The organism is Paenibacillus maysiensis, assembly GCF_000520815.1.
GTDB lineage: Bacteria > Bacillota > Bacilli > Paenibacillales > Paenibacillaceae > Paenibacillus > Paenibacillus maysiensis.
Map to the genome: position 1 here is coordinate 78,279 of NZ_ASRY01000289.1, position 19,888 is coordinate 98,166.

Sequence of the window (19,888 nt, forward strand, 5' to 3'; positions counted from 1 at the left end):
ATTAGCTAATTTTAAATAGACAATCTACCTAATCCTGTGAAAATTAAGCCTATTATTTCACTGAGATTTTTTGATTGAAACAGAATGTTATTTTCATTCAGGGTAAGCCCATTATGCAGACCTGCTACCCCTTTTTCATTAAATAATTTCTGAAGCTTTAAAAAGTTTATAGATTCATAATCATTCAAGGCTGCTTCTAAATTGAACAAATCAAAAAATCTCTTGTATTCTTCATTTTTTGTATAGAAATCTTCGGTTAGCTCTTCTCGTTGTTCTCCGAGTAAAGCTCCAGAAATTACACTAGCTGCTCCACCAAAACCTCCAATCACAAACGTTGGCGTACCACTCATTAAAGATATATATGCTTCTTCAAAAACTCCCGGGTACTTACCCTTAAAATCCCTAATCTTCCCCCCGATAATAACCCTTGCAGAGATATTTTTGTTCATTGCTGTCCTCATCTTTGTTAATGATATCGACCAGATTACTTTGTCAGCTGCTGTTTTTGCATCATATACCTTATACGGATCTCTAGAGGTACATGTTGTAGGAATGACATCTATCAGATTCACAATATCTTGTAAATCTCCCTTTTCTTTTTTTGAAATAACAGCACACAAAGGATATGCTAAATAATTGTCTATTTTTTCAAATGGCTTGATTTGCGCCTTATTATAAGTCCTAGCTAAATCAAATAATAACTGAGCGAAATTAAAAGTGGAATTATAACGAACATCACCACCATAGGCTAGTTGGTACCCACTGGCAAGAAGATATCGGGATACTTCTACTAAAGCGTCACGAAGGTGGATTTTTCCATATCCCTCTTGATGCATTTCTTCAACTTCTGAAATAGATAATCCAATTTTGGAACCAGATATATCATTCTCAATTTCAACCTTATTAACAGCCGGAAGCATTGTAGGGGTAATATATTGAATCTGATGGTTAGCAAGATTAAGAATATCGATTTCTTCCTGACTCAGAGGAGGATCGGGATAAATAATATATTTTTCATCTTGAACAAGACCCGAAAAAAGAGTCAGCAGCTCGGGAGGATAAGAAAAAATATTTCTTTCCTTAGCTGGAATGGGTAATTTCCTCACCAAATAATCCATAAACATTTCATGATACTTAAAACGAAGTGTCTCCGCCAAAGTAAATAGAATAATTTTGAAATTTTTATTTTTTTTATTCCCCTTCTGGTTTATTCGAATAGTTTTTACATTGGCCATGTAAGGAAAACTGCGACTCTCCCCCTCATTAAACAGATTGATTAATACCATAGGTCGATTGTGTTTTTTGGCCAATACCACTTCTCTCCGGCACCACTCTCTAGAAGAATACTTATCGGTATGTATTGCCACAAATACAGATTTATTAATATGGGATTCAATCTCTTGTGGAAAATCATATCCGAATGCAATATCGTTAGCATCAAAAAATGTTTTCAAAGGAGTTTCAGCACTGATAAAGGAACATAAACTTTTAGCAAAGTTAACACCGTCTTCTTTAGCATGGCTAATAAAAAGTTTGACAGGTCCATTCGCTCGACTGTTTTTATCTTCCTCATTGATTCTTTTAACGTTGTACAATAACCTACAAAACTCATGCGTGAGCATACTAGCTATATAAATCCAGTCATTATCATGCTCATATGACCTGATAAAGTTTTTTTTCAATAAACTATTTTTCAGGTTAAATGCATTTCTCTCTATTGCTATAGGATATAACATAAATTTTTTGGGAAACTTCTCATTAACTGCTAACAATTGATTAATATATTTGTCCCATTCATTATCAATGACCATATTCGAGTCTACCAGCAAAACTACCGCTGTAAACACTGAATCTTCTGTAGAAATTGGACTTAAGTTTTCTCCACTCCGAAAGAAAACAGGTATGCTTATACCTCTGGAAAAAGAATCATTAACATCTCTATTGAAAAAGGTGAAAATGTTTTCAGCCAATTCTAAACCCTCATTAAATTCATGATGCCAGCCCACATAGATATTTAGTGGCGTCTTAAACTCTTGCATATAGCTTCTCCCTTAATTTAAAGTAAATTTCTCCATTCAAAAAGATTTCTCTTTAAATTGGCAGTTCTCTCACCATACCCGCACAAGGATGAATAAATTTCCCAATCAACCCATCGCCTTGACCAAGTAGACTCGCCAATTAATACAAATGTTACAGTTGAATCTTTAAGATGCTTAGTTCGAATCTACTTAAGTATATAGTCATCTTCATGACTAATAATTTCACGAGACAGTGAAGGAATCAATAAAAGTATTGTCTTGCCCATAGAAATCTCTGAATAGGTTTGCATACGCTTGATCTTTAGCGTGATGATAACTAACGAATACTTTGTAGGCCAAAAAATTCACCTCCCTACTTAAATTTGTTAATCATTAACCGAATACTTTTTGACAAATAATTTGCGCAATGTCCTTCGCACTGTACTCCCTACCATCCAGATATGACCATTGATCCGTAATTTCGCTGATATTTGAATCATCCAGTAATACCAACAGTAAGCTGTCCTTCTGCTCCAAAAGTTGCTTTGTTCGTATGCCACCCCATTCTACTTGGGTCCACTTCTTCTTTGTATAAGAAGCTGAATGAAATACAACTGTATATTTGCACTGATTAACATATACATCGGTTAGATATCTGTACAAGTCATTTCCCCAAATTTGGGCTACCTCATCCTTGTCATAAAAATAGCGCATTTCAGTTTTCTTAATATGATGAAGCACCATTTCTACAAAAGCACGATCTTCATTTGCGAATGACAGGCCAACATCATATTTTTTATCCTGCTTTGAATTCTGTTCTGAAGATTGTACTGACGCGGATATTTGTTGCCCAACAACACTGCTATTTTTCACAGTTCCACCTGTAATCATGACCCCATTGTTAACTATGGACCCGAATTTCATAACCTACACTTCCTTCGAGGTTCAATTTGTTATTTGTTCTGCTACTTTTGCAAGTTTATTTTTGAAATTGCCCTTACCTGTTATTTGAGAGTTGTTAATCTCTCCACCTGTAACCATGACTCCATTATTTACAATCACATTCTCTCGTGCTTTAAACTCTCTTGTATCCACATTAACTTCTTCAAGATACTCGAGAATACTTTGTAAAAGCCTTTTCTCTATTCTTTTTCTATACATATCCACATCCGATTCCTGAAAGAAATTATGCAACTTATGATCTGCTGCGAGTTCTCTTATGCTCTTTCTAGCCCCATAGTTAAAAATTAGATTGTGTTTAATTTCCGTACGTGTCATCTCTTTTTTATAAGATTGAGCTACAAATTCATTAAACCCACGCAAAACACCACCAATGGATTTAAAAAGTCCTGTAAATGTTGGGATAATGGAAGATAGAATGCTTTTTATAATAAAAGGTACTGGAATATCAGAGCCATGCTTATCTATTGCATAAAATTCCTTTTTCAAAGGGGGTAACAGATAATTCTGCATTTCTACAAACAGATTTTGTGGTGTAAAGTGTACTCTAAAAAATGTGCTGAACACAAAATCTCCGTCCCACGCTGTAATTTGAATCGATTTATAGAAGCGAACATGCTCTTCTTCTAGCTCTGTGTATTCTTGCAAAAATTTCGCATCAATCATTCTCTTAGGAGAACTCATTTCTTTCTCCAGGAACCTTGAATCATTCCTGATTTTACTGCCATCTACATAAAGAGCATTTGCAGTAGTCATGTGAGAAATACTTAGCTCTTTCATTTTACTATCAATGTATGTATACAGATCAGCGTTGTTAAGTTTGATGTATTCGTCCGAGTTTTTAATTTTTGTTTCTGCTAAAAAAGACCATCCTGATAAGCGATTACCGGCTCCTACAAATGGTGAGTCCCCTCCGAAATAGATTACGTTGCCTTCCCGATTCATCTCCTCCATTTTTTTCGAAAAATCATTCCCTATCTCTTTGAGAGCAGGTGCTTTGTCACTTGAAATATTTTCTGAAGAAAGCTTGTTTGTTACATACCAGTAAGGATATATTCTAAATCCAATGTTAACTAGAAAGGATAAGAATAACGGCCAAGAAATCAATAAATCTGTAAAAATCGCCGTAACAAACCATCCTAAAAGAAATAATAAAGCGCAATCCATAAAAAAGTCCCGTTTTTTTGCCTGTATACATTGAACAGCAACTGTAGCAATATCTGCTCCATAGCTAGGAGCTACAAAGCAGTAACGATTATAAACGATTTGTTCTAACACCTTTTGCCGAAAATTTCGATCTAGTTCTGCAGCAGCACACAAATAACGCGTTATCCCTGTTTTCATTAGTTATTTAGAACCCCTTTTCATATTTATACAAACTTTAGTACTATATTATTATGTTGAATCATGTAATATTTTGTCAACCTAAATTTTCTTCATAAGATAAATTTTTGCACAAAAAAGCGGCTCCCCCTCAGGAGAACCGCTATATAACCGTAGTTACGGCTTATTTAACATTTAATGATCCTGCACTCAATATCCCCGCTACACGCTGAGCGTCGAAAATACGGGAAAGCTCCTCTACCGCCGTCAAGTACAACAGCCCATTGCCTTCCAGCTTAGCAGAATGACCGAGTGGAATGGTACGTTTGATCAGTTGGGCGTATAGCTCCGGTTCGGTGAGATTCCGTTCAAAGCTCGCGTTCGCCAACTGCTTAATCAGCGCCAAAGCACCCGCTACATGCGGGGTAGCCATTGAAGTACCGCTGAAGGTCGCATATTGGCCGCCCGGAACGGTAGACAAAATATCTTCCCCCGGCGCAACCAAATCTACCTCATTATTGGAGTTGCTGAAATCGGAAGCATGTCTGTCAAAGTTCACAGCACCTACACTGATCACCTCATTATAGCAGCCGGGATAGCCCTGCTCGTCCGTCCTGTCGTCACCGTCTCCTTCATTACCCGCTGCGCAGACGACCAAAATTTGGTTCGCTACCGCCTTCTGTACCGCTTCATGCAGCTCAGGCACATCCTCGGGGCCGCCAAGCGACATAGAAATGATGTCTGCCTTTTGTTCAATCGCATAATGAATGCCCTGAATGATCCAGTCGTATTGACCGGAACCTTGCTTGTTCAGCACCTTGATAATGAGCAAATCCGCCTCCGGGGCCACACCCACCACACCATCCTCATTTTCTGCTGCCGCGATTGTACCTGCCACATGCGTACCGTGACCGTTGTAATCCGTGAAAATATTCGGGTCACTGTCATCATCATCTGTGAAGTTTCGGCCACCAATAATGCGTTCCTTCAAATCAGGATGGTCCGCATCACAGCCCGTATCCAGCACAGCGACCTTCACTCCCTGGCCTCGGGTCTGGCTCCACACCGCAGGGGCCTGAATCAGTTCCACCCCTCGCGGTATTTCATTCACCTGTTGCTCCTGCTTGATCACTTGGTAAGGAATGATATGCACTTTACGTTCCATCCTATTCCCTCCTTCATGGATTCAATCGGAAACCATCCGTCTTTGAAACTTTCAAAACCAAAACTTTCAAAACCAAAACCTTCAAAACCGAAACTTTGAAAACCTCTACTGAAACTCTTGTTCGAGGTTACTATATTCTAGCAATTTTTGAAAAGTTTGAACATCCCATTTTGCTTATTTTTGTAAAAAAATAGACATCCCCAATATGTATGGAGAATGCCTATGTATAGAGATGCCTGAGAAACTACAGCTTCGAGCGTCAGCCTGACAACGAATCCGCTTGAAGTTCAGCCTTGGACAACAGCGACTTGTGCTGCCACTTCCGACCTTTCCAGCGCAGGTAGTGGAAAATGCCTCGTACCCACTCATCGCAGGCATGTGCAATCCACACCCCAAGCACACCATATCCCAGATGAATGCCCAGCACATACGCCAACGGGATTTTGATCCCCCACATCGAGATGATCGCCATCATCAACGGAAACTGTACATCCCCCGCTGCCCGCAAGGAGTTAATGACGACATGATTGAACACACGGCCCGGCTCTAGCAAAATACAGAACAACAAAATCGCTGCTCCCAGTTGAATAATCGCCGGCTCATCCGTAAAGATCGCCATCACTTCATACCGGAAAAAGGATACCACCACGATCACCGCAATCGTAATGACCAGCGACCATTTCAGGCTGCGCAGCAGTTGGTGATACGCCTTTTCCTTATCTCCTGCACCTATCAGGCGAGCAACAATAATTTCCGTCCCCTCACCCACTGCCATTCCGAACACCATAAAAAAGTACACAATCGTATTCGTATAAAAATGAGTAGCAATCGCCGTTGTCCCCATGAAGCTGACAAACCGGGTCACCATCATTTGGCTGAGCTGATAAGACAACCATTCCAGTCCAGCCGGAATGCCGATTTTCAAGATGGCCACCAGCTTGCTCCATTGAAGCTGTACATAATACTTGATACGGATCGGCGCACTTACACGTTTGTATAACAGAATAAAAATCCAGACACAGGCTACAGCACGACTAATCACCGTTGAAATCGCTGCTCCTGCCACGCCCATTTGCGGCAGACCAAACCAGCCGTAAATCAGCAGCGCATTCCCTACAATATGTAAAATATTCATACCAATGCCCACAACCATCGTGTCTTTGGTAAAACCATGAGAACGAATAACCGGACCTGCGGTTAGCATAAGCGCTTCCAGAAACAGCGAGCCCCCTGCCAGCATCATATAAATCTCGGCATTTTCCTTAATCGTCGGGGTAATATGGTAAAAGGACAGCAGAAAATCCCGGCTCACGATAAACGTCAAACTCAGCGCCAGACCGAATACCAGATTAAAGGTCAGGGCCGAGGCCGTAACACGGCTCGCATCCACATGCTTTTGTGCACCCAATAGTTGAGCGATGATGACACCTACTCCAAGACCAAGCAGATTGAACAAAATAATCGTAAATTCAATCAACTGTCTCGACACACCTACCGCCGACACAACCTCGTCCGACACATGGCTCAGCATGAATGTATCCACGCTACCCATCAAAATATGAAACAGCATTTCTATAAAGATCGGCCAAGTGATTGCAAAAACCGTCATCGTTTTAACGACTTGCGCTTGCTTGGAGCCGCTTTCCTGCGAAAGTGACATACTTCTGTATTCCTCCCGGATGAGAACCCTGTGTATGCTCAGACATTATTATGGATACCGCTTACTCAATCATAAAAAGTCATGTGCTTCTTCTCATTTTTATAATATTCCAGGCGATCCTGCAATTGTCCTGTGTGGAATTCAAACTTATGTCCGTCTGGATCTGTAAAATAGACTGACCTTTTGTCCTGTTCATTCCGCTCTCGTCCGGGCAAAATTGTGACATTGAAAGCTCTCAGCTTGTTAAGCATATCCTCAAAATCCGCTTCCGCTACCGAAAATGCAATATGCGTATAGGAATGATGAATTAAAAGCAAATATGATTCCATCCTTGTATACTCATATTCGAGCAAAAGGCGTATATCAGATCATATAAGGATTCCTTCGTCCTGTGCAGCAGAAAATCTCTCCATTCCACAAACGGATGGTCTGGATAACCATAATGACGTTCCTCTCCCAGAGGCTTGTAGTGTGCGATCAGCTCCGTCCATGAAGGCAATCACTTCGCTTGAAGTTCCTCTAGTCAAGGGCATGAGTTCTTGCACATGACCTTCAAATACACCTGCTTCATGAAGCTCCTTTAGGATCAGTTGAACGTCCATCAAAAGCCCCCTCCATGTCTTTAATCCGCTACGCGACTGGCGCTGGAATTCATCGCTATGACTCAATCCGTTCGCCAGCCGCACCTACTTTAAAAAGATATCTTCTCATGCTCCGTATAAATTTCAAGCGCACGCTCCATTTTATGGACATAGTCCGCATCCTGACTGGTACACAGGAACGTAATGTGTCCCTCCTGCGATTGACCTGCTTTTGCCGGAGATGCCAGCAAATTACGATCAGACAACACCTGTATTAACCGTCTGACTGTTCCATGACTTCCGTCGATTAGCTGAATATGGGAAGGAAGCAGCCCCTTCAAGATCTCTTTATAAAAAGGATAGTGGGTACATCCCAAAACAACCGTACCGTATAAGTCCAGATCGAACGCAGCCAGCTTACAGTTAAAATATTCGGCCATTTCTGTCCGGTCAAAATTTAACTGCTCACAAAATTGTACCAGCTCAGGCAAAGGCAACGAATCCACACTTCCATGATCGTCGACTCTGGACACCAGTGCTGCATAACCGGATTGCTTTAACGTCAACGGCGTGGCTAACACTAGCACTCTTTTACCATTCGCTCGATTCATCTCTACCGCAGGCTTCACGGCCGGCTCCATGCCAATGATCGGAATCTGGTATTCGTTTCTCAGCTCCGCAACCGCGATACTCGTGGCTGTATTGCAGGCAATGACCAGCGCTTTAATGTCCTCTTTTAAAATAGTTTGTACCGAAGCCTTGACGTATCCACATACCTCTTGCGGTGTTTTCGTCCCGTAAGGAACATGAAGCGTATCCGCCAAGTATACAAAATTTTCGTTTGGCAGCCGTCGTAAGGCCTCAGATAATACCGTAATTCCACCCAATCCTGAATCAAAAAAACCAATCTTCAAGCTACTCACCTTTTTCGTTTATCTGTTGTGCCTATCCTACTGACTACATGGTAATTTCATTTTTCACCTATTGAATCCAAACTTATATTCGGCTCATATTTAAATTTTACCGCAAAACAGATATTTTGCAAAAGAAACACATAAATTTTACAGTGTAAAAAATAAAGTAGCTTTTTAAAATAAATTTAATATAAAAGTGTTGACGAATATTATCTTTATATTGTAATATTACGAGGTAACTTACTTACTGAACTTACTTACTGAACTTACTTACTGAACTTACTTAGGGGGAAATAAACCATGTCTAAAGTATTATTTGTCAAAGCTAATGATCGTACAGCCGAAGAATCCGCAACCGTTAAACTGTATAACGCCTTCGTGGAAAGCTACAAAGCTTCCCATCCATCTGATGAAATCACTGAACTGGATCTGTTCTCCGTCGAGCTTCCTTATTTGAACGCCAACATGATTAACGGCACGTTCAAATCCGCTAGAGGCTTGGAGTTGAACGCAGAAGAAGCTCGCCTGGCAAATATTGCTAACGGATATCTGGATCAATTCCTGGCAGCAGACAAAGTCGTATTCGCTTTCCCGCTTTGGAACATGACGATTCCAGCTGTACTGCATACGTACATTGACTACTTGAACCAAGCTGGTAAAACATTCAAATACACTGCTGAGGGTCCAGTTGGTCTGGTAACTGAAACTAAAGTATTGCTGTTGAATGCAAGAGGCGGCGTTTATTCCGAAGGGCCTGCTGCTGCTGCTGAAATGTCTTTGAACTACATGAGCAATATCTTATCCTTCTTCGGTGTGAAAGACATCGTGAAGGTTGTACTGGAAGGACATAACCAAGCTCCAGATCAAGCACAAGCCATTGTTGAAGCTGCTGTACAAAGTGCAACAGAAGCTGCAAAATCCTTCTAAATCCATATATATGAGCAGAAGAGGATATCCGCCCCCTAGTTGGGATGGATATCTCTTTTTTTGTTATAAAGTATGAAAAACACGTGCTCCCCTGATATGAATCAAGTGAAAAGCACGTGTTTTGTTATGCAATACCTGGTATGTTAAGGAATAAACTGCTGCACGATTTTAACGACCCTACCGTCACGCAGCGTAACATGGTATGGAAATTGGCTGAGATCTAGTACATCTTTTTTTGCAAAATCTTTTTCAAACTGTGCCAGAGGGATCGATTCGTTCCATTTCACATCTGTATCTTCTATATGACCTGTATGATCATAAATTTGCACCTCTACCGAAGCATCTGGCGCAACCTGGTACACGTCATTTTGCACGGAATTATTTACGATATAGTAGCCATCCGGTGCTCCGTCCAACCCTGTGTCTCCTTCATGCTCCAAAAATGCCTTATCTGCTGCCGCACCTTCATACCATTCAATCGGGTCAGCCGACAAATAGATTTGTCCGTTACGGATCTCCATTTGGTTTATATAAACGGTCTCCTGATTTTCAGCAGGTGCTACTGGCGTGTAGCCTTGTGCTGTTGCCCCTGCCGTCGTAATCAGCATCATCATCAAAGCCAATACGGTCCATTTCGAAGCTAGTTTCATCATGTCTGATCTCTCCTTACCGTTAGGGTATGTACACGGTGTCTGTAAGCTTCATTACCCTTATGTACTTACTATAAACGTTGTAAGGTTAAAAAGTGTATCAGATACGTAAAAAGAAGTTACGATTTTTTAAGACTTGGTCTTAAAACTTGCTTACATGTCCTATTTACGCCTTATTATTTGATCAATCCGACCTGACGTGCCTGTTCTTCGGTGAGAATAAACTCTTCATTTTGCCATACCTCGTCCTCTTTGGTTACAGCGAACATACCCATGATCTCTGTCCAGATTCCTTTGTCGGCAGCTTCCTTTTGTGTAATCATTATTTTCATAGCTGCTCCTCCTCTTGTAAAATATATTCAATCCGCAAGCTTGTCCTGAATTTGCCTCATCATTGTTCTGTTTATAACATATGTACCCTTTTTCAGCCGAAATTATTCGTATCTTAATTAGAAGAACATACAGAAAAACATGCTAATGAAGTGTTCATACGATCATGCACCATAAAAAGCCACCATCGAACTTCAATCAATGGTGGCAATAATGTTGACTTATGATTTAAAGGATACTAATTGCTTAGTAAGCATTTTGCAGCGTGACAGTACATGACAGTACATGACAGTACATGACAGTATTAATATTCTATTTTTTGAACTGATATGCTCCATGTTTCAAAAGGCAGTTTGCTTTTGGGCGGGTATATTTGACTCATAATTATTGAACGATCTTCCATAGGCAAAGCAATTTGCTCATATATAAATTGGTCGTCAAATCCTATGATTGCTGCTTCTTCTTTTGTACATGCGTAGTAGACTGCATCAGGTCTTGCCCAGTAAATGGCCCCAATACACATTGGGCATGGTTCACAGCTTGTATAGATCACACAACCATTTAATTGAAAATCATTTAAATGCTTACACGCTTCTCGTATAGCCTGTACTTCTGCATGTGCTGTAGGATCGCAGGACGAGGTAACTTCATTAACCCCTCTTCCGATAATTTTTCCATCCTTAACTACAATGGCACCGAATGGGCCACCATGACCAGAAACAACATTTTGCTGGGCTAACTGGATTGCTTGATTCATTAAGTTTTCGTTACTCACGGTATCATCCTCCTGCTATTCATTTCAAGGTCATTCATCCAATAAAAACGATAGTATCAGCCGTGTGTGAGTTTTAACCCTTGGTTCATGCCTTTTTCGGCCACTCGCCAACAAATTCAGCCTTATCATAGGCAAAGAAGTCTTTCAGAATCTCTTCGCGATCATCGATGAATAGCTGATCTGCCACTGCCGACGCGAGCTTGGGTATAGCAAATCTCATGCCAGAAATCGCAGAAGCCGAGAGCCCGCAACTGACCAAAGCAGCATAGTTAAAAGCAAAAAGTCCGTTCAGCAGTTTTGGGTCCTTGTCATCGCGGCTCAAGAAAGCAAAGCCCGGACTCAAATAAGGATGTGCATCAAGCAAAGGATTAGCTACCGCTTTCGGGGCCTTATAGCGGTCTTCCCAGCGCGCAATGTGGCTTTCGACAAGCCTCAACTCCGGTCGCAAAGCCGGATCGGAGAGGAGACCTGTGCTGATAACGAGAAAATCGAAGGTGAATTTGCCTTGAGGCACAGTCACTGTCGCCCCTTCGTCCGCAGCCTCCACATCAAGCCATGGCGCACCCAAATGCAATTGGAAACCGGGCCATGAAACCGCGCGCTCAAAGGTGTCATTGGTCGGCGGCTGACTGTGCTTGAAAAAATGGGCGATCACCGCATATTTCTCGGCATCCGACAGCGTAGCAAACCGTTCAATCATGCCGGACAATTCCATCTGACGGATCGGGTTGATCCTAGGCAGTTCCTTTCGGCGGACAAAAATATGGACCTCAGCCACTCCTTCGGCTAGTGCGAAATTGGCATTATCAAAGGCCGAAGCCCCACCGCCCAATATAGCGATTCTCTTGCCTTTCAGCGAATCAAAATCAATGGTTTCCGAGGTGTGGGCATATAGGTGGTGCGGCAGTTTATCAGCAATCACGGGCGGAACATACCATTCTCCACCGCCCTGAATACCGGTGGCCAACACAACCTTGCGTGACAGCAATTGAGCAGATGACGCTCTCGCCCCTTCGATATGCAGGCGGTGAACCCCACCCTCCACGGGCTCGATCTGCTTCAGCCTGACCTCATTAACGACAGGCAGATCAAGGACCTTTCGATACCAGCGCAAGTAATTCATCCAGTCGCCCCGCGAAATCTTGACCACCTCTTCCCAGCCTTTCTGCCCGGCTTGTGCCTCCCACCAGGAGCGAAAGGTCAGCGAAGAAATCCCCAGGTCGATGGAGGTCAAATATTTGGGTGTTCTCAACGTCACCATGCGGGCATAGGTTTCCCACGGTCCTTCGGAGCCTTCCTTGTTTTCGTCGATAACGAGAATGTTGGAAACACGTTCTCGCAAAAGGCCGAAGGCTGCGCCCAAGCCGCATTGTCCGCCGCCGACGATCACAACGTCATAGACATGTCCCTCAGGATGGCTCAGTGGGCGAACCCAGTTAGGTCCCCTGAAGTTGAGATACGAAAGATCGGTTATTACTCGTTCGTTTAAAGCCTCTAGGCTCATGATTGCTCATTCCTTTCAGCGGTCGGTAAGACGAAAGAGAGCGATCGGGCTGACGACCATGACTTTGGTTCCGATTACCGGTTTATTCATTCGTATTCGCCTTTCTGCTATAAACGTCCAATGCGGCCTGCGAAGCAGCTCCGATATGAACGGGGACGCGATGACGGAGCAATGCGGCCTCAAGCGCTCCAAGCAAGTGCAGCACATTTTTTTTATTGCAGCTATATCCCATAGTGCCGATCCGCCATATTTTCCCTTTGAGCGACCCGAACGAGCTGGCGATTTCAATGCCGAATTCGTGAAGAAGCATCTTCCGAACAGATTCGCCGTCAACGCCGTCCGGTATATTTACGCACGTAACCATCGGCATCTTGCAGCCAGGATCGCCGAACAGCGTTAATCCCATCGCACGAATTCCAGCCACCAATGCCGCTTCATGCTCGAGATGGCGGGCAAAACGCTGCTCCAACCCTTCTTCCAATACGAGACGTAAGCCTTCCCGCAGGGCGTACAGCATCGAAGTCGCTTCGGTATGATGGTTTAATCGGACTGGACTCCAATAGTCCTGAAGCTGACTTAAATCCAGATAATTACTTTGAATTCCTTTACCGCTCCAACCGGTTTCCGTCTGGGGATCGCGAAGCCCACGTTCGATTCGTTTTCGCTTCAATATTTTCGCTTCTGCCCGCTCATTATAGGTAACAGGTGCCATGCCTGCCGGAACGGAAAGACATTTTTGTGTTCCTCCGATCACGGCATCCAGCATCCACTCATCCGTCGCAACCTTCGTTCCACCGACCGTCGCAACCGCATCGACGACGAGAAGAACATCCAACTCCCGGCAAGCTTTCCCTATTTCCTTCAGCGGCTGCATACGTCCTGTCGATGTCTCGCCGTGGACGATCGCCACAATATCCGGACGCTCTTGACGGATCCTTTTCACCACTTGCTCCGGATCAAAGACTTGCCCCCATTCCTGCTCCATGGTAGAGATCTCGGCTCCGCAGCGTTCCGCAATTTCTACCAACAAATGGCCGAATCTGCCGTAAATCGGAACCAATACACGGTCTCCCGGTTCAATTAAGCTCGTCAGCACAGCTTCGATACCGGAACGAGATGTACCGTCAACCGAAAATGCCCAGTGATTGTTCGTTTGGAACAACGCCCTGATCATGTCCATCGTTTCATTCATGATGTCGGTAAATTCTGGATCAAACTGCCCCAAGATCGGAAACGACATCGCCCGCAGCACACGCGGATCCACCTCCACCGGTCCGGGGGTCATGATTGTACGAGGGGACGGTGACAGATCACGATACATTTTCAAAGCGCTCCCCCCTGTCATAGGCCAATACATACAAGAAATCGGTTAGGACGGAAACACCAGCAGCAAGCTCCCTCGTGGACGTGTATTCATCGGGAGAGTGGCTGATGCCGCCGCGGCTAGGAACAAATACGAGTGCGGTTGGACAGACAGACTGCATCACTTGCGTATCGTGACCGGCACCGCTGAACATGCTGAGAAAGCTCAAATTTCTATGCATACAAATATGTTCCACCATTCGAGTCAGTTCTACGTCCATCATGACCGGCTCTGCGTTCATCCATTGGCTGAGGGTCAGCATAAGCCCTCGTCTGGCTGCAACTTCTTCGAAGCTTATTTTCACGGCTTGACAAAAAGCGGATAATGCCATAGAATCCGAATGCCGCACATCAAGTGTAAACGTGACTTTGCCAGGAATCACGTTAGATAGACCAGGGATCACTTCCAAGCTTCCTACGGTCGCTACCATCGGGGAGCCGTAGCTTTGCGCCAGCCCTTCGAGCAACTGAACCATTTCGGATACGCCCACAAGCGCATCTCGCCGCAAGGCCATCGGCGTCGTTCCCGCATGATTTGCTTCGCCTGTGACCTCGCACGTAAACCGCTTTTGCCCGACAATGCCTTTGACCACCCCAATCCCCTTCTCTTCCCGTTCAAGAACCTTTCCCTGCTCGATATGAAGCTCGATAAACGCTTGGATATCGTCCCGTTTTGCAGCGCGCCCCGCCTTGGAACCAAATCCTGCCGACATCATCGCTTCCCTTAAACTAACGCCTTCGGAGTCGCATATTTCCGGTACTTGATCGACCGAATAACGTCCTGAAACATTACCGGAACCCCAGTATGTTAACGGAAATCGGCTTCCTTCTTCTTCACAGAACGAGACGATCTCAAGGTTGCATTTCGGTCTTCCGTATCGTTCCAATAAAAACTGAAGAGCTGCTAACCCTGCGGCAATGCCGAAAGCCCCGTCATATTTGCCTCCATTTATGACGGTATCTATATGGGAGCCTGTCAGAATCGTTCCCCGATTCGGTTCCGTTCCTTCAATTCGTCCATAAAGGTTCCCCACTTCATCAAAGTAAACCTTAAGCCCGGCTTGCTTCATCCTGTCGTTTAGAGCCGTTTGCGCTTGTTTCCAGGAATTCGAGTATAGAAACCGGGTAATACCTCCCCCGCCGTCTGCACCATATTCGGATAACCAATGCAATGTTTCTTCGATAGAAGCAGCTAATCGGTTGATATCCGGCAGCTCTTGCGGTAAGCGTGGTATGACATTGTTCATCATCTATCCCCCCCTTTACGTTTGAATGGATGCAGCAGCATTCCCTTTCTCGACAGCGAAACTCCTTCGCCCAACCTATATACCACTTCACCACGGCATAAAGTGGCAGTTACCCGGCAGTTCAATTGCCTGCCAACATAAGGACTATGCTTATGACGGTAATACAAATCATTCGCGGCCAAGGTATACGGACTGTTCAAGTTGAAAATCGTCAAATCTGCGTCCATTCCTACTTGAATCGTGCCTTTGCAGGGAAATAGACCAAAACGGCGGGCCGGATTTTCAGACAGCAGCCGAGATAACAAGGGTAAAGGAATCTTTCGTTTCAGGTGTCCTTCATCCAGAATCAGTTCCATCGAGCTCTGTGCTCCGGAAATGCCTCCCCAAGCTTGAAACCAGTCGTCGGATCGCTTTAACTCGGTCGGACACGGTGAATGATCCGAAGCGATCATGTCTATCTTCCCGGCAGCAATTGCCTTCCACATCTCTTCCCGTTCCGCTTCGGACCGGAGCGGCGGGGCACATTTCGAAATGGTTCCGAGGGATCCCATATCATCACAGGTCAGCATCAAGTAATGCGGACAAGTTTCCAACGTAACATTCATGCCTGTGCGTTTTGCCTGATCAATCAGCTCTACAGCTTGAGGATTGCTAATATGCACGAAATGCAGCGCGCAACCTGTCTGCTTCGCATAAAACAGTGCACGATGAACGGCTTCCAATTCCGCAAGTACCGGCCGGGATGCCGCATAATCGCGAAACCCGGTTTTGCCGGTATGCTGCGCTTCAGCGCCAAGCCCCGCTACCAGTGGCTCACTTTCTGCATGAAGGGCAAGAATGCCGCCAATTGCAGCAATTCGCTGCATCCCCTCATATAAGGTAACATCATCGACTCCCCGGAAAATGTCCTCTCCTTTTCCTCCCGGGTCGGACATAAAGGCTTTGAATCCGGCAACCCCTGCCTCCGCCAAAGCTTCTAGTGATTTCAGATTTCCTGGTACAAGTCCTCCCCAGAACGCGTAATCAACGTACGACTGACCATAGGCCAAAGCCGATTTTTGATTTAATGCGCTTAATGAAGTTGTAGGCGGCCGGCCATTTAGAGGCATGTCAATGTAGGCGGTGCACCCTCCTGCAGCGAGCGATGCCGATCCACTGACAAAACCTTCCCAATCACCTAATGCCGGCTCGTTGAAATGAACATGAACATCTATCATTCCAGGCAGTACAAACTGTCCGCTTGCATCAATGACTTTGCATTCCCGCGATGGATCCAGCAATTTCCTGAGTACGTGGATTTTTCCATTTTTAATTCCGATATCGAGAACATATACCCCATCTGGCAAAACGACTTGGCCTCCACGTATGATAACCTCTAAACGCTCCGTCATAATCCATGCACCCACTTAACAAAAAATACAGTATTTTGTTTCAATTCATCAGCTTCCCCGGTACGTGCTGTAGCCGCCAGGAGCTACAAGCAGCGGAACATGATAATGGCTGCCCGCATCACTCACACCGAAACGAATCGGAATGCACTCCAGAAAAGGGGGTTCTTTCCCGGCCAAGCCCTTCTCCCGAAAATAATCGGCAACGTAAAAAACCAGCTCATACTGCCCCACCTTCAACTCGCCGCCTGACAGCAGAGGCGCATCCAGGCGTCCGTCCGCATCGGTTACGACAGAACGCAGCAGCCTCCGTCCCTCCTCACCGCCGATCTCCCACAGCTCAAGCTTCATTCCGGACGCCGGTGTGCCGCAGGACACATCTAGCACGTGGGTAGTTAATTTTCCGTCGTTAGGACTCGTAATCAAGTTACTTAATCGAAATTGGGCAATCTTGAATACTTCCTTCAAGGCCAGGATTCTCTCTTTATCCCATTCGCCACCAAGCCGTTTGCCCAAGGCGGCATAAATCGAATCTTTATTCAGGCCGCGTACGGCTATAATGAAAGGAAATCCGAATTTATCCTTGTAGGCCTGATTGCTGGCCCTAAATTGTTCATAATCCTCGGGAGAAAGCTCATCCAGGCCAGCGCCCCGCTGCTCATTAACGGATACCTCCGTCATTTTCAGCTTGCCAGCAAGATCAGGGTGAGCGCAGAGCAGGGCAAGTTGTTCATCAAGCGCAGATTGCTCCACCGCTTCTTCCAATTTACTGGACAATTGCCCAAAAGAAGCAAAAGGACGGGATATCCATGCGCGTTCCGCCACCCAAGGCGAGTGCTCGAATACCCATCCCAGCGCATCGACAAACTGCTCTCTATTCATTCGATTAATAGAATCCAAGGATAATTTCATTTTGCTCCCCTTCATATGCTTTTTCAGTTGTTATTTTTCCATTGTGACACTTTTCCAATTTTCGAGAATTCCCTTTATGCTGTATAGGACCTGCCGAGCCCCATCTCGCTAAGAAGCTGCCGGTAAGCGATAGAGGTGCGATCTGCCGGAATATGGACCTCTGCTTGCAAATCGAGTGGCAAATCCTCTGGAGTCTGCGCTTCTACCATCTCTCGATCTTCCTGAAACACTTGTAAATTGAACTTGATGGTATCTTCAACGGATGCATCTTTATCAAAATTTCGTGAAATCGGACAAAATAACCGGGTGTAGCGGGCCGATACCGGGCAGGCACAGTTCAGGATCATTAGCTTGCCGTCGTTTGGAAAGTAGACCGTAAGCGAAGCCGCGAACGGTGGAAATACGCGAAATTCGCGAAGCCATTTAAAGCCTTCCGGGACCAGATTGTCCTGACCTTTGCCGTAATTGCTAACCGTGCTCCAATATTCGGCAAGCAAGCCGCTGCCTTCGCGCTTGACAGTGTACTGAGGCACAAACGGGTTATCACGGTCTCCGAAGGTATCGGTATGCACAAAGGCGAAGTGCGATACATCCAGGAAGCCTTCCATCTGGCGCCCTGCCGAACCTACAATGTCGAAGCTCGGCGGCAGCACGTTCAGGTAATCCGGGTCATCCCATCCCGGAAACTCGGGAATTTGCACGTCGCTGGACGTAAGAGATGTCCAGATCAGACCGTATCGCTCTACTACGGGATACGTGATCAATTTCAGCTTAGGCGAAATTTTGGCGTCGGGATGCGCCGGAACTGATGTGCATTTGCCCTCGCAGTTGTAACGAAGTCCGTGATATGGGCAAACAATTTCTCCGTTTTCAACCCAACCCTTGCTAAGGGGAGCTCCTCGGTGAAAGCAAAGGTCACGGGCGACAACCAACTTGCCGTTGCTACGGTAGCATACGAGCTTCACATCAAGCAGCTTTACGCCAACCGGTTTATCCGTGATTTCGCTTGCCTGCGCCACCGGGTACCAATATTGGGCCAACACCTGCCAATCCTCCGGAGTGAACGTGCAATCCCGCGGAAGTTGAACCTCAGAATGGTTATTTTTAGCTTTAGGTACCATCATGGCACTCTCCTTATCCGTATATTGATTTTATAGTCTAGTGTTCTTTGAAGAGACAACCGAAACGTCGCTGCCGTAGGTCACACCCAGCTCTTTCAGCCACCCCCGGTAAGCAATGCTGACCCGGTCCGCCTTCAAATGAAGCTCCGCCTGTAAGTCGAGAGGAAGTTCCTCCGGCTTCTGGCTTTCTACAATCCCCGCGTCCTGCTCGATCACCCGCTTCTGAAAATCCCGAAAATATTCGTCAGACTGGTCTAATGCATAATTTCTAGAAATAAGTGCAAAAACAGCTGTTTTTCTCTCTTCGTGGGGAAGCGCTGTAAATAACATGGATAGAATCTGGTTGTTTTCATAGTTCACTTTTTTGAGTCTTGCCGTCATAGGCCGCAAAATTTCAAACGTATAGTAAATCGTTGCGTAATTTCCCGAGCCGTCCGCATCTGCGTAAATGGCGATTTCGTCGGAAACGTAGCGGTTTTCATGCCAATAAACGCTGTAATGTGGTATTTCAGGAAAATCAGAGTCGCCCAATAGTCTGTCGTGAACGAAAGCCAAATGACTTGCATCCAGAAAATTTTCAACGACTCTCGGCGCAGTTGCATGCAGGATATACGGCTCCGCATGTACGGTTTGAAAAGTTGAATCCTCATATTCCTCATAAAAGGGGACCGGAGCTTCGTTCCCGGAACCAGCATCAAGTTTCACCCAGATGATGCCGTATTGCTCCGTGCAGGAATAAACCACCGCTTTAGCTTTAGGAGGAATGGTTTGTCCTGCTGGCTGCTGAGGGATTTTGACGCATTTTCCTTCCGCATCATACTTCCAGCCGTGGTAAGGACAAACGATACAATCGTCTGCCACTTTGCCCAGCGACAACGCCGCCCCCCGGTGTATGCATAAATCTTTAAATGCCTGAACTCCGTCCCGGGTTCGGAAAAGGACGACCCTCTCTTCCAAAATCGTAACAGGTACCGGTTCGCTTCCGATATCCTGAGAATAAACTGCTGCTATCCAATCTTTTGCCAATATGTGATCTTTCATCATAGTCACC

General features: G+C 45.0%; 19 protein-coding genes and 1 pseudogene. 1 reads left to right on the forward strand and 19 read right to left on the reverse strand.

Translation table 11 applies throughout. The features are described from left to right. Positions 1-11: 11 nt before the first annotated feature. From L696_RS0122050 to murI, 9 genes and pseudogenes are all read right to left on the reverse strand, one after another. Positions 12-2,039: a TIR domain-containing protein gene (locus tag L696_RS0122050; protein WP_025685577.1), complete on the reverse strand. Its 2,028-nt coding sequence runs from the start codon at positions 2,037-2,039 to the stop codon at positions 12-14. Positions 2,040-2,056: 17 nt separating this feature from the next. Further along, on the reverse strand, positions 2,057-2,224 hold the full coding sequence (locus tag L696_RS32810) for a TIR domain-containing protein (RefSeq protein WP_209440993.1): 168 nt from the start codon (positions 2,222-2,224) through the stop codon (positions 2,057-2,059). Positions 2,225-2,411: 187 nt separating this feature from the next. Beyond that, positions 2,412-2,942, reverse strand: a complete 531-nt coding sequence (locus L696_RS0122060; RefSeq protein WP_025685578.1) for a TIR domain-containing protein — start codon at positions 2,940-2,942, stop codon at positions 2,412-2,414. Between the two features lie 21 nt (positions 2,943-2,963). Further along, positions 2,964-4,322, reverse strand: a complete 1,359-nt coding sequence (locus L696_RS0122065; protein WP_025685579.1) for a hypothetical protein — start codon at positions 4,320-4,322, stop codon at positions 2,964-2,966. Between the two features lie 163 nt (positions 4,323-4,485). Beyond that, positions 4,486-5,466: a S8 family peptidase gene (locus L696_RS0122070; protein ID WP_025685580.1), complete on the reverse strand. Its 981-nt coding sequence runs from the start codon at positions 5,464-5,466 to the stop codon at positions 4,486-4,488. Between the two features lie 259 nt (positions 5,467-5,725). Continuing rightward, the gene (locus tag L696_RS0122075) at positions 5,726-7,126 is read right to left on the reverse strand and encodes an MATE family efflux transporter (protein ID WP_025685581.1); all 1,401 of its coding nucleotides are present in this window, start codon (positions 7,124-7,126) and stop codon (positions 5,726-5,728) included. Positions 7,127-7,191: 65 nt separating this feature from the next. Continuing rightward, positions 7,192-7,434 (reverse strand): annotated as a pseudogene (locus tag L696_RS0122080) (VOC family protein); the annotation flags it as partial. 60 nt (positions 7,435-7,494) lie between these two features. Then, positions 7,495-7,728 carry a hypothetical protein gene (locus L696_RS0122085; protein ID WP_025685583.1) on the reverse strand — a complete coding sequence of 78 codons (234 nt, stop codon included), beginning with the start codon at positions 7,726-7,728 and terminating at the stop codon, positions 7,495-7,497. Positions 7,729-7,817: 89 nt separating this feature from the next. Then, positions 7,818-8,621, reverse strand: coding sequence for a glutamate racemase (murI, locus tag L696_RS0122090; protein ID WP_025685584.1), 804 nt, complete (start codon positions 8,619-8,621; stop codon positions 7,818-7,820). A 300-nt stretch (positions 8,622-8,921) separates the two neighbouring features. On the opposite strand from murI, the gene L696_RS0122095 reads away from it, so the two are divergent. After that, the gene (locus L696_RS0122095) at positions 8,922-9,548 is read left to right on the forward strand and encodes an FMN-dependent NADH-azoreductase (protein WP_025685586.1); all 627 of its coding nucleotides are present in this window, start codon (positions 8,922-8,924) and stop codon (positions 9,546-9,548) included. Between the two features lie 143 nt (positions 9,549-9,691). On the opposite strand, the gene L696_RS0122100 is transcribed toward L696_RS0122095, so the two are convergent. From L696_RS0122100 to L696_RS0122145, 10 genes are all read right to left on the reverse strand, one after another. After that, complete coding sequence (locus tag L696_RS0122100) at positions 9,692-10,201, reverse strand: hypothetical protein (protein WP_025685587.1); 510 nt, start codon at positions 10,199-10,201, stop codon at positions 9,692-9,694. Positions 10,202-10,374: 173 nt separating this feature from the next. Then, positions 10,375-10,530 carry a hypothetical protein gene (locus L696_RS31300; RefSeq protein WP_162833925.1) on the reverse strand — a complete coding sequence of 52 codons (156 nt, stop codon included), beginning with the start codon at positions 10,528-10,530 and terminating at the stop codon, positions 10,375-10,377. A gap of 302 nt (positions 10,531-10,832) precedes the next feature. Further along, entirely contained in the window at positions 10,833-11,285 is a 453-nt protein-coding gene (locus tag L696_RS0122110; protein WP_049827491.1) for a nucleoside deaminase, read from the reverse strand. A 103-nt stretch (positions 11,286-11,388) separates the two neighbouring features. Then, positions 11,389-12,807: an NAD(P)-binding domain-containing protein gene (locus L696_RS0122115; protein ID WP_025685589.1), complete on the reverse strand. Its 1,419-nt coding sequence runs from the start codon at positions 12,805-12,807 to the stop codon at positions 11,389-11,391. 82 nt (positions 12,808-12,889) lie between these two features. Continuing rightward, the gene (locus L696_RS0122120) at positions 12,890-14,134 is read right to left on the reverse strand and encodes a pyridoxal-phosphate-dependent aminotransferase family protein (RefSeq protein WP_025685591.1); all 1,245 of its coding nucleotides are present in this window, start codon (positions 14,132-14,134) and stop codon (positions 12,890-12,892) included. Then, positions 14,118-15,419, reverse strand: a complete 1,302-nt coding sequence (gene allC, locus L696_RS0122125; RefSeq protein ID WP_049827488.1) for an allantoate deiminase — start codon at positions 15,417-15,419, stop codon at positions 14,118-14,120. Before allC ends, L696_RS0122120 begins: the two co-directional genes overlap by 17 nt. Beyond that, positions 15,416-16,807: an allantoinase gene (locus L696_RS0122130; protein ID WP_025685593.1), complete on the reverse strand. Its 1,392-nt coding sequence runs from the start codon at positions 16,805-16,807 to the stop codon at positions 15,416-15,418. Before L696_RS0122130 ends, allC begins: the two co-directional genes overlap by 4 nt. A 48-nt stretch (positions 16,808-16,855) precedes the next feature. After that, complete coding sequence (gene uraD, locus L696_RS32545) at positions 16,856-17,716, reverse strand: 2-oxo-4-hydroxy-4-carboxy-5-ureidoimidazoline decarboxylase (RefSeq protein ID WP_025685594.1); 861 nt, start codon at positions 17,714-17,716, stop codon at positions 16,856-16,858. Between the two features lie 74 nt (positions 17,717-17,790). After that, positions 17,791-18,837 carry an aromatic ring-hydroxylating dioxygenase subunit alpha gene (locus tag L696_RS0122140; RefSeq protein WP_025685595.1) on the reverse strand — a complete coding sequence of 349 codons (1,047 nt, stop codon included), beginning with the start codon at positions 18,835-18,837 and terminating at the stop codon, positions 17,791-17,793. Between the two features lie 30 nt (positions 18,838-18,867). Continuing rightward, entirely contained in the window at positions 18,868-19,881 is a 1,014-nt protein-coding gene (locus L696_RS0122145) for an aromatic ring-hydroxylating dioxygenase subunit alpha (protein WP_025685596.1), read from the reverse strand. Positions 19,882-19,888 lie beyond the last annotated feature (7 nt).